This is a genomic window from Streptomyces sp. NPDC057697 (assembly GCF_042799335.1).
Classification (GTDB): Bacteria; Actinomycetota; Actinomycetes; order Streptomycetales; family Streptomycetaceae; genus Streptomyces.
The window spans coordinates 386,629-402,152 of sequence record NZ_JBHVJA010000006.1; the positions used below are offsets into that span (position 1 = coordinate 386,629).

13 protein-coding genes are annotated in these 15,524 nt (G+C 71.0%); 4 read left to right on the forward strand and 9 right to left on the reverse strand.

Going from position 1 to position 15,524, the window contains the following annotated elements; all coding sequences use genetic code 11:
* The first annotated feature begins 91 nt into the window (after positions 1 to 91).
* From ACFVFH_RS19250 to ACFVFH_RS19265, 4 genes are all read left to right on the forward strand, one after another.
* The gene (locus ACFVFH_RS19250; protein ID WP_383769875.1) at positions 92 to 1,549 is read left to right on the forward strand and encodes an aldehyde dehydrogenase family protein; all 1,458 of its coding nucleotides are present in this window, start codon (positions 92 to 94) and stop codon (positions 1,547 to 1,549) included.
* 111 nt (positions 1,550 to 1,660) lie between these two features.
* Positions 1,661 to 2,116, forward strand: coding sequence for an Lrp/AsnC family transcriptional regulator (locus ACFVFH_RS19255; RefSeq protein WP_383769878.1), 456 nt, complete (start codon positions 1,661 to 1,663; stop codon positions 2,114 to 2,116).
* A 191-nt stretch (positions 2,117 to 2,307) separates the two neighbouring features.
* The gene (locus ACFVFH_RS19260) at positions 2,308 to 3,105 is read left to right on the forward strand and encodes a carbon-nitrogen hydrolase family protein (protein WP_383769880.1); all 798 of its coding nucleotides are present in this window, start codon (positions 2,308 to 2,310) and stop codon (positions 3,103 to 3,105) included.
* Between the two features lie 50 nt (positions 3,106 to 3,155).
* Positions 3,156 to 4,847 (forward strand): flavin monoamine oxidase family protein, encoded by a 1,692-nt coding sequence (locus ACFVFH_RS19265; protein WP_383769883.1) that lies wholly within the window; start codon positions 3,156 to 3,158, stop codon positions 4,845 to 4,847.
* Between the two features lie 16 nt (positions 4,848 to 4,863).
* On the opposite strand, the gene ACFVFH_RS19270 is transcribed toward ACFVFH_RS19265, so the two are convergent.
* From ACFVFH_RS19270 to ACFVFH_RS19310, 9 genes are all read right to left on the reverse strand, one after another.
* Positions 4,864 to 5,712, reverse strand: coding sequence for a fumarylacetoacetate hydrolase family protein (locus tag ACFVFH_RS19270; protein ID WP_383769886.1), 849 nt, complete (start codon positions 5,710 to 5,712; stop codon positions 4,864 to 4,866).
* 392 nt (positions 5,713 to 6,104) lie between these two features.
* Complete coding sequence (locus ACFVFH_RS19275; protein ID WP_383769888.1) at positions 6,105 to 7,127, reverse strand: hydroxyacid dehydrogenase; 1,023 nt, start codon at positions 7,125 to 7,127, stop codon at positions 6,105 to 6,107.
* On the reverse strand, positions 7,111 to 8,166 hold the full coding sequence (locus ACFVFH_RS19280) for a dihydrodipicolinate synthase family protein (RefSeq protein WP_383769891.1): 1,056 nt from the start codon (positions 8,164 to 8,166) through the stop codon (positions 7,111 to 7,113). The genes ACFVFH_RS19275 and ACFVFH_RS19280 overlap by 17 nt, the downstream gene beginning before the upstream one ends.
* Before the next feature lie 8 nt (positions 8,167 to 8,174).
* Complete coding sequence (locus ACFVFH_RS19285) at positions 8,175 to 9,203, reverse strand: NAD-dependent epimerase/dehydratase family protein (protein ID WP_383769894.1); 1,029 nt, start codon at positions 9,201 to 9,203, stop codon at positions 8,175 to 8,177.
* A gap of 6 nt (positions 9,204 to 9,209) precedes the next feature.
* Positions 9,210 to 10,169, reverse strand: coding sequence for a carbohydrate ABC transporter permease (locus ACFVFH_RS19290; RefSeq protein WP_383769897.1), 960 nt, complete (start codon positions 10,167 to 10,169; stop codon positions 9,210 to 9,212).
* 2 nt (positions 10,170 to 10,171) lie between these two features.
* Entirely contained in the window at positions 10,172 to 11,077 is a 906-nt protein-coding gene (locus ACFVFH_RS19295) for a sugar ABC transporter permease (protein WP_344517604.1), read from the reverse strand.
* A 108-nt stretch (positions 11,078 to 11,185) separates the two neighbouring features.
* Entirely contained in the window at positions 11,186 to 12,442 is a 1,257-nt protein-coding gene (locus ACFVFH_RS19300) for an extracellular solute-binding protein (RefSeq protein ID WP_383769900.1), read from the reverse strand.
* A 41-nt stretch (positions 12,443 to 12,483) separates the two neighbouring features.
* Complete coding sequence (locus tag ACFVFH_RS19305) at positions 12,484 to 13,740, reverse strand: Gfo/Idh/MocA family protein (RefSeq protein WP_383769902.1); 1,257 nt, start codon at positions 13,738 to 13,740, stop codon at positions 12,484 to 12,486.
* A gap of 76 nt (positions 13,741 to 13,816) precedes the next feature.
* On the reverse strand, positions 13,817 to 15,524 hold a 1,708-nt coding region (locus tag ACFVFH_RS19310), incomplete at its 5' end, for a peptidase C14 (protein WP_383769904.1).

Here is a 15,524-nt window from a genome sequence, read left to right on the forward strand (position 1 = left end):
CCGGCGGGTGCGCGTATCAGCCTCAACCTCTTTGGAATGTAAGTAACATGAAGCCCAATCAGTTGCCCGTTCCTCCGTGGTAAGGGATCTCATGTCCTTCTTCACCGATCTGGCCCATCAGTACATCGACGGAGAGTGGAGGCCGGGCAAGGGCTCCTGGGACATCATCGACTTCAACCCGTACAACGGTGAGAAGCTCGCCTCGATCACGGTCGCCACGGCCGACGAGGTGGACCAGGCCTACCGGTGCGCGCAGGAGGCCCAGCGGGCGTGGGGCGACACCAATCCGTACGACCGCCGGATGGTGCTGGAGAAGGCGCTGCGCGTCGTCGAGGAACGCGAGGCCGAGATCGGTGACGCGATCGTCGCGGAGCTGGGCGGCACCCGGCTGAAGGCGGCCTTCGAACTGCACCTGGCCAAGGAGTTCCTGCGCGAGTCGGTCCAGCTCGCGCTGCGGCCCTCCGGGCAGATACTGCCCTCGCCGACCGAGGGCAAGGAGAACCGTGTCTACCGGGTGCCCGTGGGCGTCGTGGGGGTCATCAGCCCGTTCAACTTCCCGTTCCTGCTGTCGCTGAAGTCGGTCGCCCCCGCCCTGGCCCTCGGCAACGCGGTGGTGCTCAAGCCGCACCAGAACACCCCGGTCTGCGGCGGCACGCTGGTGGCGAAGGTGTTCGAGGAGGCCGGACTGCCGGCCGGTCTGCTCAACGTCGTCGTCACCGACATCGCCGAGATCGGCGACGCCCTGCTGGAGCACCCCGTACCGCAGGTCATCTCCTTCACGGGCTCCGACAAGGTGGGGCGGCACGTCGCCACGGTGTGCGCGGCCCACCTCAAGCGGGCCGTGCTCGAACTGGGCGGCAACAGCGCGCTGATCGTCCTCGACGACGCCGATCTGGACTACGCCGTGGACGCGGCCGTGTTCAGCAGATACGTGCACCAGGGCCAGGTCTGCATGGCCGCCAACCGGATCCTCGTCGACCGGGCGGTGGAGAAGGAGTTCACCGAGAAGTTCGTCGCCAAGGTCGCCTCGCTGCCGGTCGGCGACCCGGCCGCCCCCGGCACCGTGATCGGCCCGCTGATCAACTCCACGCAGGCCGAGGCCATTTCCTCGCTCGTCGAGCAGGCCGTGGCGGACGGCGCGACGGCCCTGCTGCACGGCCGGGCCGAGGGCAATCTGGTGAGCCCGTCCGTGCTGACCGGACTGGCCGCCGATTCCCCCGTGCTGTCCCAGGAGATCTTCGGCCCGGTCGCGCTGCTCGTGCCCTTCGACGGCGAGGACGAGGCGGTGCGGATCGCCAACGACACCCCGTACGGCCTGAGCGGCGCGGTGCACACCGGTGACATCGAGCGCGGTGTCCGGGTCGGACAGCGGATCCGCACCGGCATGATCCACATCAATGACGGCACCGTCCACGACGAGCCGATCGTCCCCTTCGGCGGTGAGAAGAGCTCGGGCCTCGGGCGGCTGAACGGCGACGCCATGGTCGAGGCCTTCACCACCCAGAAGTGGATCTCCGTGCAGTACGGCCGCTCGCGCTTCCCGTTCTGACCGGTCGCCTTCCGCGCCGAGCGCGCCCGGCCGGGCGCGTCGTGGTCTACTTCGGGGGCGGCCCGCGCCGCCCCCGACACCGGCCCATCGCAGAGAAGTGAACCACCCGCCGTGCGCCTGAACGACCTCGACGAACGCATCGTCCACGCCCTCGCCGAAGACGCCCGGCGCTCCTACGCGGACATCGGCTCGATGATCGGTCTCTCCGCGCCCGCCGTGAAACGCCGCGTGGACCGGCTGCGCGCCGAGGGCGCCATCACCGGCTTCACCGTCCGGGTGGACCCGGCGGCGCTGGGCTGGGAGACCGAGGGCTTCATCGAGATCTACTGCAGCCGCAACACCTCGCCGGAGGCGATCAAGCAGGGGCTGGCGCGCTATCCGGAGATCGCCTCGGCCTCCACCGTCACGGGCGACGCCGACGCGATCGTGCAGGTCTTCGCCGCGGACATGCGCCACTTCGAGCAGGTCCTGGAACGGATCGCGGGCGAGCCGTACGTGGAGCGGACGAAATCCGTACTGGTCCTCTCGCCGTTGCTGCGCCGCTACTCCTCGGGCGCGCCCGACTGAACCCCGCCCCGCATGAGACCTGAATCACCCCTGTGACCTGCGAAGACGCCTCACGCAACGAATCGCCGCGCAGGGTGGCCGGGGCGCAATGGATCGACGGTGCACACGCAATGGTCGCGTCTTGTAGGGCACGTGCGACGGACCGTACCGTCGATATGTCCCCGCCCCGCCCGCACCGTCCGAGGTCAGCCATGCCGCCGTTGCGCACCGCCCTGCTCCAGAGCTCCGGACGCCCCGGGCACGTGGACGAGAACATCGAGGTGCTCGACCGGGCCGCGCGGCGGGCCGCCGACGCCGGGGCCCGGCTGCTGGTCTGCCCCGAACTGTTCCTCACCGGATACGCGATCGGATCCGACGTGCCCCGGCTGGCCGAGCCGGCCGACGGGCCCTCCGCCCTGGCGATCGGCGCGATCGCCCGACGGCACGGACTCGCCGTCCTCTACGGCTACCCGGAGCGCGCGGACGAGCGGATCTTCAACGCCGCGCAGCTCCTCGGCCCGGACGGGTCGGCGCTCGCGCACTACCGCAAGACCCATCTCTTCGGCGGCTTCGAGCAGGAGTGGTTCACCCCGGGCGAGCAGACCGTGGTCCAGACCGAACTGGACGGCGTACGCATCGGGATCATGATCTGCTACGACGTCGAGTTCCCGGAGAACGTCCGCGCCCACGCCCTCGCGGGCACCGATCTGCTCCTGGTGCCCACCGCCCAGATGCACCCCTTCCAGTTCGTCGCCGAGTCCGTCGTACCGGTCCGTGCCTTCGAGAACCAGATGTACGTGGCGTACGTCAACCGGACCGGCCCGGAAGGCGAGTTCGAGTTCGTCGGGCTGAGCTGTCTGGCCGGTCCCGACGGCATCGTCCGCACCCGCGCCGGGCGCGGCGAGGAACTGGTCGTCGGCGAGGCGGACCCCGTCCTGCTGAGCGCCTCGCGCGCCGCCAACCCGTATCTGCGCGACCGCCGCCCCGGTCTCTACGGCTCCCTCGGCTGAGCCCGCCCGCCCCGTCACCCCTCTTCACCCGCGCAAGGAGTCCGTACCCCATGACGTCCACGGTGCCCAACGCCGTCCAGCACACCGACGCCACCGAGCCGATCACTATGTTCGGGCCGGACTTCCCCTACGCCTACGACGACTTCCTGGCGCACCCCGCCGGCATCGGGCAGATACCGGCGACCGAGCACGGCACCGAGGTCGCCGTCATCGGCGGCGGGCTCTCCGGCATCGTCGCCGCCTACGAGCTGATGAAGATGGGGCTCAGGCCCGTCGTCTACGAGGCGGACGAGATCGGCGGCCGGCTGCGCACCGTCGGCTTCGACGGCTGCGACCCGGGGCTCACCGCGGAGATGGGCGCGATGCGCTTCCCGCCGTCCTCCACCGCGCTCCAGCACTACATCGACCTGGTCGGCCTGGAGACCAGGCCGTTCCCCAACCCGCTCTCCGCGGCCACCCCGTCGACCGTCGTCGACCTCAAGGGCGAGTCGCACTACGCGCGGACCATCGACGACCTGCCGCAGGTCTACCGCGATGTGATGGACGCCTGGAACCGGTGCCTGGAGGAGGGCGCGGACTTCTCCGACATGAACCGCGCGATGCGCGAGCGCGACGTACCGCGCATCCGGGAGATCTGGGCGAAGCTCGTCCAGAAGCTCGACAACCAGACCTTCTACGGATTCCTCTGCGACTCCGACGCCTTCAGGTCCTTCCGGCACCGGGAGATCTTCGGCCAGGTCGGCTTCGGCACCGGCGGCTGGGACACCGACTTCCCCAACTCCATCCTGGAGATCCTGCGCGTCGTCTACACCGAGGCGGACGACCACCACCGGGGCATCGTCGGTGGCAGCCAGCAGCTCCCGCTGCGGCTCTGGGACCGCGAGCCCCAGAAGATCGTCCACTGGCCGCTGGGCACCTCGCTCTCCTCGCTGCACGACGGCACACCGCGCCCGGCCGTGACCCGGCTCCACCGCACCGCCGGGAACCGGATCACCGTCACCGACGCCGACGGCGACATCCGCACCTACCCGGCCGCGATCTTCACCGGCCAGTCCTGGCTGCTGCTCTCCAAGATCGACTGCGACGACGCGCTCTTCCCGATCGACCACTGGACGGCGATGGAGCGCACCCACTACATGGAGTCGTCCAAGCTCTTCGTCCCCGTCGACCGGCCGTTCTGGCTCGACGAGAACGAGGCGACGGGGCGCGACACCATGTCGATGACGCTCACCGACCGGATGACCCGGGGCACGTATCTGCTGGACGACGGCCCCGACCGGCCCGCCGTCATCTGCCTCTCGTACACCTGGTGCGACGACAGCCTGAAGTGGCTGCCGCTCTCCCCGAACGAGCGCATGGACGTCATGCTCAAGTCGCTCGGCGAGATCTACCCGGACGTCGACATCCGCAAGCACATCATCGGCAACCCGGTGACCGTCTCCTGGGAGAACGAGCCCTGGTTCATGGGCGCGTTCAAGGCCAACCTGCCGGGCCACTACCGCTACCAGCGGCGGCTGTTCACCCACTTCATGCAGGACCGGCTGCCCGCCGACCGCCGGGGTCTGTTCCTCGCGGGCGACGACATCTCCTGGACGGCCGGGTGGGCCGAGGGCGCCGTACAGACCGCGCTCAACGCCGTCTGGGGCGTGATGGCCCAGTTCGGCGGCGCGACCGATGCGACGAACCCCGGCCCCGGCGACGTCTTCGACGACATCGCCCCGGTCGAACTCCCGGAGGACTGAGGGCCCCCGGGCCCCGCTACGCGGGCCGGCAGACGCTGCGCTGCCGGCCGAGGCCCGAGATCTCGACCTCCATCACATCGCCCGCCGCCAGATACGGGAAGCGGCCGGAGAGCGCCACGCCCTGCGGGGTACCGGTGTTGATGACGTCACCGGGCTCCAGCACCAGGTACTGGGACAGATGGTGCACCAGGTGCGCCACACTGAAGATCATGTCCGCGGTGACGGAGTCCTGCCGGGGCTCGCCGTTGACATGGCTGCGCAGCCGGAGCCGCTGCGGGTCGCCGACCTCGTCGGCCGTCACCAGCACCGGGCCCAGCGGGTTGAACGTGGCGCAGCTCTTGCCCTTGGACCACTGGCCGCCCGACTCCTCCAGCTGGAAGGCCCGTTCGGAGACGTCGTTGCTGACGGCGTACCCCGCGATGTGCGCGGCGGCGTCGGCGGGGGAGTCCAGGTAGGAGGCGCGGCGGCCGATGACGACGGCCAGCTCCACCTCCCAGTCCGTCTTCTTCGAGCCGCGCGGGATCAGCACGTCGTCGTACGGGCCGACGACGGTGTTCGGCGACTTGTAGAAGAGAATCGGCTGCTCGGGCGGCTCGGCACCGGACTCCGCCGCGTGGGCCGCGTAGTTCTGGCCGATGCAGAGCAGCGCGGAGGGCCGGGCCACGGGGGCGCCGATCCGCAGTCCGGTGATGTCGGTCTCCGGGAGCGTCGGCTCCGCGGGCACCAGGTGCGGGTTCTCGGCGAGCGCGGCGAGGAACGCGCCGTCGATGTCGTCGGTGATGCCGGACAGGTCGTAGTGACGGCCCTCGGGGCAGAGGAGGACCGGGCGCTCCTGGCCCGGCTCGCCGATGCGCATCAGTCGCATGAAGTGAAATCTCCTGAACGATAAGGGGGTTGGGGGTTCTCGGAGCCCAGGGCTGGGTCCGTGAAGTCCCGTCGTACGCCCGAAGGGCGCGCCGGGCGTCGCGTGCCCGGCGGGACCGGACAGATCCTGGGGCGTGTACCGGAAGTCCCGTCCGCCCGGCGGTGTCCGGCCCGCACGCTCGCCGCGTTGTCGGGATCGCACGCACCGGACACCACCGGGCCCGCCCTCCGGGCGGACGACGCCACTTCCGATATCCGCTCTGGGCCCTGTCTTCGAACTGCCGTCTGCCGTGCGACGCCCGGCACGCACGCTCGCCGCGTTGTCGGGATCGCACGCACCGGACGCCGCACGGCCCGGCCTCCGGCCGGACGACCGCAGTGTGAAGACAGGGCCTAGTGCAGGCGGGCGAGTGCGTCGACGGTGACGGGATGGGCCGGGGGGCGTCCGGCGAGCAGCCGCAGCACCTCGTCCACCGCGCTCGCGCCGAGCCGCTGCCGGCACTCGACGCTGCCCGCCGCCTGGTGCGGGGTGAGCAGCACGTTCGGCAGGGCGCGGAAGGGGTGGTCCACGGGCAGCGGCTCGGCGTCGAAGACGTCGACCGCCGCGTCCAGCCGGCCCCGGGCCAGCTCGGCGAGGAGCGCGTCCTCGTCGACCAGCCACGAGCGGGCGGTGTTCACCAGACCGGCCCCGTCCGGCATCAGCGCCAGCTGCTCGGCGCCGATCATCCGGTGGGTCTCCTCGGTGACCGGTGCGTGCACGGCGACGATCCTGCTGCGGGAGAGCAGCGTCTCCAGGGGGACCCGTTCCACTCCGAGCGCGCGGGCGTCCTCGTCGCAGAGGTACGGGTCGGTGACGCGGACCCGCGCCCCCATCGCCCGCACCAGGGCGATGTAGGCGCGCCCGGTGCGGGAGGCGCCGAGCACGCCGATCTCGCTGCCGTGGATCTCGTGGCGCGGCGGGGCCTCGCTCGCCGCCGCCCACTCCAGACCGCCGCGCAGGGCGTGGTCGAAGCGGTGGATGCGGTGGAGCAGCGCGAGGGTGAACGCCAGGGCCACCTCGGCGACCGGGCGGGCCATCTCGTCACCGGCCTGGGTGACCAGGACGCCCCGCCGGAACACCTCCTCGCCGACATAGGGCGCGACCGCCGAACCGGTGTGCGCCACCAGCTCCAGCCGGTCGGCACGGGCCAGCAGCGCACCGTCCACCTTGGGCGCCCGCCACGAAGTGATCAGCGCCCGTGCGCCGGGCAGCGCGGCGGCGACCGCGGCCCGGTCCCCGTGGTCGTCGACGACGGTGAGTTCGGCGGCCCGCTCCAGCTCCCGCCACACCTCGGCGGTGAAGAACTGGGCCCGCAGGTCCGGCGGTACGGCGACGACCACCCGGGAGCGGTCGGCGGGTTCAGGAGAGCCAGGCATCGAGGTGCTCCGCAACGAGGGCGTCATCGGTCAGCCAAGGGTAGGCCGCGGCCACCCTGCTGATCTCCTCGGCCTGTCCGGGGGAGAGGGTCTCGGCCGGGTCCAGGCACCGGATGTTCGCCAGCAGTCCCTGGCGGCGCAGGACCTCGTGCACCCCGGCGATGCAGCCGCGGAAGGCGCCGCGCACGTCGAAGACGGCGCTGTTGGCGTCGGTCAGCTCGGGGCGCCGGGCCAGACAGCGCACCATCGCCCCGTGGTCCCCGGCGCGCGCCCTGCGGACGTCGTCCAGGAGCGTCACCGCGGAGCCGGTCCACACCGCCCACTGGCCGAGCAGCCCGCCCGCGAACCAGCGGGGACCGCCGCCCGCCGTCTCGTACGGGGTGAGCAGGTCGCCGATGATGTCGTCGTCGTTGCCGGTGTACAGCGCCACCTCGTCGGCCCGGTCCGCGGCGGCCACGGCGCGGACGACATCGGCGGTGCGGTAGCGGTCGAACGGGGCGATCTTCACCGCGACGGTGTTCGGCAGATCGGTGAACGCCGACCAGAAGCGCGGCGACAGATACCGCCCGCCGACGGCCTCCTGGAGGTAGAAGCCGATCACCGGCAGCACCTCGCCGACCGCCCGCGCCCGCTCCAGCAGGCCCTTCTCGTCGGCGCCGGGCACGGCCGGGCTGAGCAGCACCGCGTCGTAGCCGAGCCCGGCGGCGGTCTCGGCCTCCGCGACGGCCTGCGCCGTGTAGCCGCAGGCACCGGCGACCTTGATGAACGGGCGGCCGGCCTCGGCGTCGATCGTCTCGGCGGCGAGCTCCAGGACCGGCCGGAACAGGCCGACCTCCGGTTCCCGTATCTCGAACTGGGTGGTGTGCACGGCGACGGCCACGCCGCCCGCGCCCGAGGCGAGGTAGTAGCGGGTCAGCGCGCGCTGCCGGCGCTCGTCGAAGGAGCCGTCGTCGTGCAGGGCGAGCGGGTGCGCGGGGATCACGGCCCCGTGGGCGAGCGCGTCCAGGGCGGGGGCCGGTGTGGGGGAGGGAGTGGACATGGAGTGGATCAGAACCTTCCGTCACGGACCTGGAACTTGGTGGGCTTGCCGGACAGCGGCAGCCCGCGGCGCAGCCAGTCGGCCTGCCACTCGACGAGGGTGCGCAGAGCGACGTCCGGGTAGCCGAACAGCGCGTGGCAGCGGCTCGCGTCGGAGAGCAGCGCGGTGGGCGCCTCCGCACCGGCCAGCACCGGCTCCTTGCCGAACTCCTCGCCGAACCACCGGGCGATCCGGCGCACCGAGGCGGTCTCGGGGCCGGTGAGGTTGAGGGTGAACGCCTCGCCGTCGGCGGCGTGCAGCAGCGAGCGCAGGGCGACCTCGTTGGCGTACCCCTGCCACACCACGTTGGCGTGCCCGGTCGTCACATCGACGGGCTCGCCCGCCTGGACGCGGTAGGCGATGTCGGCCAGGACGCCGTAGCGCAGGTCGACCGCGTAGTTGAGGCGGATGTTGGCGACCCTGGTGCCGCGGGTCAGCGCCGCGTGGCCGAAGATCCGCTCACGGCCCAGGCACGACATGGCGTACTCGCCGACCGGGCCGACCGGGTCGCTCTCGGTGCAGCCGCCGGAGGCGACCGGGACCAGCGGATACACGTTGCCGGTGGAGAACGCGGCGATCCGCGCCCCCGACCAGCGGCGGGCCACCCGGTCCGGCATCGCGGCGTTCACGGCCCAGGCGTGCGAGGGCGCCCCGGCGGAGCCGAACTTGGCGCCGACCATGAAGACGACGTTCCCGGCGTCGGGCAGTCCGGCGAGGTCGGCGGCGGGGTCCATCAGGTCGAAGGCGACGGTGGAGACCCCGGCGGCCTCCAGCTCGTCGGCGGCGGACCTGTCGGACCAGCGGGAGACCGCGTACACGGTCACGTCCTGGCGGCCCGCGGCGTCCAGCGCCCGGCGGGCCAGCCGGCAGAGGCTGGGCCCCATCTTGCCGCCGGCGCCGAGCACCAGCAGATCGCCTTCGAGGCGGCCGAGATCGGCGACGAGCGCGGGGGAGGGGGTGGCGAGCCGCTCTTCGAGTGCGGCCTCATCGGTGAACATCGGTGACTATCCCTTGATTCCGGACGCGGTGACGCCCTCGGTGAAGTAGCGCTGGCCCACCATGTACGCGGCGAAGATGGGCACGAACGCGATGACGGAGCCGGAGAGCACCACATTGAGCGGCACGTTCTGCTGCTGGAGCGAGGCGATGCCGACGGTCAGGGTGCGCATGTCGGTGGACTGGCCGATGACCAGCGGCCAGAGGAAGTCGTTCCAGTGCCACAGGAAGACGAAGACGCCGAGCGTGGCCAGGATCGGCTTCAGCAGCGGCAGCACGATCCGGTAGAAGATCTGCCACTCGTTGCAGCCGTCCAGCCGGGCCGCCTCGAAGAGCTCGTCCGGCAGTCCCTGGATGAACTGCCGCATCAGGAACACCGCCTGGGCGTTGGCGAGGGTCGGCACGATCAGGCCCCAGTAGGTGTCCACGCCGCCCAGCTTCGCGATCATCGCGAAGGTCGGGATCATCGTGACGTGGTACGGGACCATCACCATCGACAGGAACGACCAGAACATCGTCTCCCGGCCCGGGAAGCGCTTCTTGGCGAAGGCGTACCCCGCGAGCGAGGCGAGCAGCAGTACGCCGACGACCGAGACCACCGAGTAGACCAGGGTGTTGAGCAGCCAGCGCGGCACGTCCTGGGCGTTCATGACGGTGTCGTACGCCTCGCCGGTCAGCGGCCACGGCAGCAGGCTGCCGGGGAACTCGACCGCCGCGGACGGCTTCAGGGAGAGCACGACCATCGCGTAGAACGGGAAGATCGTCACGATCGCGGCCACCGTCAGCAGGACGGCGCGGCCGATCCGGCCGGCCCGGGTGGGCCGCATGCCGTGCGGCACGGTGTCCTGTTCCGAGAGCTTGCGCAGTCTGCGTTCGGCGCGGCGCGCGGCCCGGTCGGGGGCGGCGGGGGCCTTCGTCCCGGGCGGAGTGCCGGGCGGGGTCGCGGTCTGGGCGGGTGCTGCGGTCATGGTCACTGGTCCTTCCCGATCACGAGCCGCTGGATCACCGCGACCACCACGGTCAGCGCGAAGAGCGCGACACCGATGGCGGAGGCGTAACCCAGGTCGAAGTACTTGAAGCCCGCGTCGTAGAGCTGGAAGACGAGCGTGTAGCTGGCGTTGGCGGGGCCGCCGCCGGTCATCGTGTAGACCGCGTCGAAGACCTGGAACGAGGCCGTCGTCTCGATCACGGCGAGGAAGAACAGGGCGGGCTTGAGCTGCGGCAGCACGATGTACCGGAACCGCTGCCAGGGTCCGGCGCCGTCGGTGAGGGCCGCCTCCTCCAGCTCACGCGGGATGTCCTGCATCCGGGCCAGCAGGATCAGCATCCCGTACCCGAAGCGGGACCAGACGCCGACGATCGCGAGCGCGGGCAGCACCAGCACGTCGTCGGAGAGCCAGGAGCCCTCGGACATCCCGAACCAGCTCATCAGGGTGGACCACGGGCCACCGGTCGAGAAGATCCAGACGAAGACGGTGGCGGCCAGCACCAGTGAGGTGACGACCGGCAGGAAGAACACCGAACGGAAGAACTTGGCGCCGCGGAACGCGCGGCGGGTGATCAGAGCCAGGGACACCGAGGCGATCAGCGTGCCCGGCACCGCGAGCACGGTGTAGAGGACGGTGACCTTGAGCGCCTGCCAGAACAGCGGGTCGTCCCAGAGGCGGGTGAAGTTGTCCAGCCCGACGAAGCTGCCGCCGCCCGTGAGGGAGTAGTCGGTGAAGCTCATCAGCACCCCGGCGATGCCCGGACCGAACCGGAACGCCAGGAAGAGCAGGAAACACGGAAGGACGAAGAGCAGGCCGATCCGGGCCTCGCGGCGCGCCTGCGGCCCGCTGCGACGGCCCCGGCGGGTTGGTTCCGCGACGACTGCCACGGGGATCTCCTTGCGGTACGGGGGAATTGCGGGGGTCGGGGCGGGGAATGCCCCGGGGAGGAGCGGTATCGGGGTCCGGGTGCGGCCGGACCCCGATACCGCGCCCGGTCAGCGGCCGAGCATCGCCTGGGCGGCCTTCTGCGCGGCGTTCAGCGCCTCCTGCGGGCTCTTCTTGCCCAGCAGCGCCGCCTGGATCTCCGGCGCGAGGACGCCCTGGACCTCGCGGGCCTTGTCCTGGAGCGGGCCCACGGTCATGCTCGGCAGGGTGGCGCCGACCGCCGTCTGGAGGGCGTCGCCCGGGTACAGGTCGCCGCCGGACTTGCGGGCCGGGAAGTAGCCCGCGGCCTTCTGCAGTCCGGCCGCGTTCTTCGACTCGGCGACGAAGTTCAGCCAGTCGCCGGTGTTCTTCTTGTCGGCGCCCTTCAGCATCGAGAGCGCGCCGACCGTGCCGTAGCCGACCGACTTCGCGTCCTTCAGCGGCGGCTGGACGACGATGTTCTCCTTGCCCCAGAACGGCTCGACGTCCGCCGGGGTGTTCTGCCAGGTGCAGGCGATCTTGCCCTTGGCGGTCGGCGTCTGCTCCAGCTTGGGCGTGGTGGTGACCAGGTCCTTGTCGGTGTAGCCGCCGTCCACGAGCTTCTTCAGATACGTCAGCGCCTTGACGCCGGCCGCGTCGTTGAAGGTGACCGTCTTGCCGTCCTCGGAGAAGACGTCGCCGCCGGCCTGCCACAGCAGCGGGTAGAAGGTCATGTTCAGGGTCTGCTGGGTGTCGCCGCTGTAGCTGGTGGCGTAGTAGCCCTTGGCCTTCAGCTTCGGGGCCAGGGCCTCCAGGTCCGCCCAGCTCGTCGGGTAGGTCTTCTCACCGATCGCGGCGAACACCCGCTTGTCGCAGATCAGCGGGTTGGCGCTGGTCAGGATCGGGGTACCGAGCGCCTTGCCGTCGACCGTGACGGACTTCAGCGCGAAGTCCGTGTAGTCCGACTTGGCGGCGGCCGGCATGTAGTCGTCGGCCGGGACGATGTTCTTGGCGTACTTCGGCAGCTGGTCCGGGATCAGGTAGACCGCGTCCGGGCCCTTGCCGGAGGCGATCGCGGTGGCCAGCGCGGTGTCGCGGTTGGCCCACGGGAAGGTCTCCACCTTCACCTCGACGCCCTTGTGCTCCTTCTCGAACGCCTTGACCAGGCCGTCCCAGTACGCCTTGTTCTTGGCCTCGTCGAAGATGACCGGGTAGGTCCACATGGTGACGGTGTTGTCGTCGCTGCCGCTGCCGGAACAGCCGGCCAGCACACCGGCGGCGAGCGCGGTCGCCAGCACGGGGGCGGCCGCGGCACGGACTCTGGAACGGCGGGTGAGAAGACGGGACATGAGGGGGTCCTCCGAGGACGTGAGGGTGGGGCGGGAAGAAGTCACTGCGCCGGAACCGTCTGGACGGTGCCGGTGTGCCGGGCGCGTTCGGCGGCGAACGCCGCGAGATGGCTGCCGAGCGAGGTGGCGGGACCGGAGCGGACCGCCCCGGCGTCGCCCGTGGCGACGGCGGTGACGAACGCCTCGACGAGCCCGGCGTCCCCGCCACCGTGCCCGTCCGCGGCGTTCGAACCGGAGGCGCCGAGTTCATGGACGGTGGACTCGCCGGTCCGGAAGTCCTGGACCGTGACCCGCTCGCCGTCACCGATCAGCCAGCCGTGCGAACCGAAGATCCGGGTCTGGCGGTGCGTCTGCTCGGTGAACGCCACCATCTGGAAGGTCGCGGTCACCCCGCCCGTCAGCTGCATGGCGAGCACCTGGTGGTCCACCACGTCGTTGTCGCCGCGGTACGCGCAGACGCCGTACGGGCCCTCGCGCAGCGCCTGTACGAGACCGGCCTCGTCGGTGGCCTCGGTGACATGGGTGACCGGCCAGACCGCGCCCTTCTCGCGCAGCGTCGGCATGTACAGCTTCAGGGCGCTGTACGGGCAGCCGGTCTCGACCGCGCAGTCGAGGCAGCGGTCGGCGGACCCGGCCGGGGCGTTCTCCGGGCGGAAGTGCTTCAGTCCGCCGAAGCTGGACACCCGCTCGATCCGGCCGCCCATCACATAGGTGATCCAGTCCAGGTCGTGGCAGGACTTGGCGAGCAGCATCGGGGAGGAGTCCTTCTCGCTGCGCCAGGGCCCGCGCACATAGCTGTGGGCGTAGTGCCACCAGCCGACCGGCTCCAGATGGTCGAGGGAGACCAGCTGACCGAGCACCCCGGAGTCCACGACCTCCTTCACCAGGTCGGTGTACGGGGTGTACCGCATGACGTGGCACACCGCGAACAGGACCCCGGCCCGCTCCACGCCCTCGACGATCCGGCGGGTCTCCTCCTCGGTCGGGGCGAGGGGCTTCTCGGAGAGGATCGCGTAACCGGCCTCGGCCAGTGCCAGCACCGGCTCCACGTGGAAGCGGTCCTGGGTGGCGACGACGACGGCGTCGGCGATGCGGTTCTCGACCAGCGGCCGCCAGTCGTCGAACTCCACGGGTGCGCCGGCGGCGGCCCGCGCCGCGGGGCGCGGATCGGCGACGGCGACGAGCTCGGCGCGCTCGGGGTGCGCCTTGATCCACTCGGCGTACGTCAGTCCGCGGTTGCCGGCGCCGACGAGCGCGACCCGTACGGGCCGGCCGGTGATCGGGGTATGCGTGGACACGGGAATCCCTGGTGCTCGATGGGTCGGGGCCTCTCGTCCGGAGCGGGTGCGGGCCGGACGAGAGGCCCTGAGGTGGTCAGATGCGCAGCGTGGCCGTGGTGTGGGCGACGCGGCCGCCCTCGTCGGGCAGCGCGGTGCGCTCGGTGCCGTCCTCGACGCAGCCGGTGTGCAGCAGATGGCTGTCGCCGGTGAACGCCGCGGGCCGCAGTTCGAGCCGGCCGCCGGTGAAGGTGGAGCCGGTGGCCCGGTAGCGGTTGGGGCCCTCGGTGACCAGCACATGGGCGGTGCCCTTGGGCGCGGTCGAGTCGAGCCCGGACAGCTGCCAGTCGACGGTCCGTCCGGAGCCGCCGCGGGCGAGCAGGGCGCCGTCCTTGTTGGTGCCGCTCAGCCGGGTGCCGTCGACGCGCAGCCGCTGGTCCTTCGCCGAGGTCAGTTTCAGTCCGGTGTCGCGGAGCACGCCGCCGAGCACGGTGATGTCGGCGTGCGCGAGCGAGACCGGGGCGGTGTCGGCGGAGCCGGTCAGCGTGCACTGGTCCAGGGTGAGCGGGCCGGTGCCGTTGAACACCGCGCCGTCGACGCCCTTCAGGGTGGAGCGCTGGAGGGTGAGCGGGGCGGTGACGTTGGCCTGGGTGATCTCCGCGCCCGCCGCGAACGCGAAGGAGGAGTCGGCGATCACATTGGGGCGGGCGGAGAGGTCGGAAGCCCGGGAGACGATCAGCGGGCCGGTGGCCGTACAGCCGCGCATCTGCACGCCGTCGGCGTTGACCCAGAGCATTCCGGAGCCGGCCAGGGACTTCTTCCCGATGACCAGCACGTCCTCCAGGGTCAGATCGGTGATCTTGACCCGGGCCACGAACCAGGAGCAGGCGTGCCTGCGTACGGTGATCCGCTTGGCCCTGCCGCCCCAGGCGGCACCGGAGTTGGCGAACGTCATCAGGCCGGAGTTGCCGGTGTAGACGAGGTCGTGCTCGAACTGGCCGTGCGTCACGAACGGGCCCTCGTCGTCACCGTCGCCGTGGCAGTTGGTGACGTAGCAGTAGGCCGAGGCCGTGAAGTCGTTGAGATGACGGGCGTTGGAGGTGTGACAGTCCTCCACGTGCCCGTACAGGCAGTAGATCTGCTGGGTGAGGTAGCCCGCGCCGCCGTAGGTGACGGACTTCGGGTTGGTCAGCGAGCACTGCTCGGTGCGGTAGTACGTGCACCAGCGGCGCATCACCACCGGCCAGAAGGTCCCGATGGCCTCGATCCCGGAGACGTCGCACCGCACCGCGTACTCGTACGCGACCGGGTGCGAGCCGGTCATCTCGTCCTCGCCCCAGCCCTCGAAGACCATGTTGCGGACATGGGCGCGGTCGACGGGCTCGACGCGGGTCCAGGTCAGCGTGCGGCCCGCGGCCAGGTCCCAGCCGATCTGGTAGTTGACCCGGACGTGCGAGGCGTCGACGACATCGGTGACCTGGACGAGCCGCTGGATCTCCTTCTCGTACTGCCCGGCCAGGGCGTTGATCTCCACGGCCCACCACTGGCCGACGGCGAACTTCGAGGAGTCGCCCACCTCGAACAGGTCCGAGAGGTCCGGCATGGCCGCGCTCAGGGTGTGCTTGACGGTGGTGTCGGTGGGGGTGCCGCGGAAGGAGAGGACGGCGCCGAAGGGGTTGTCGTGGGTGTTCTTCTCGATGCCTTCGGTGTGTATGCGGTGGCCGCCGAAGTCGAGTTCGATGTGGGAGCGGTGGAAGAGGTGGCGTTTGGTGAACAGGAGGTCGGTGTGGGCTTCGATGCGGTGG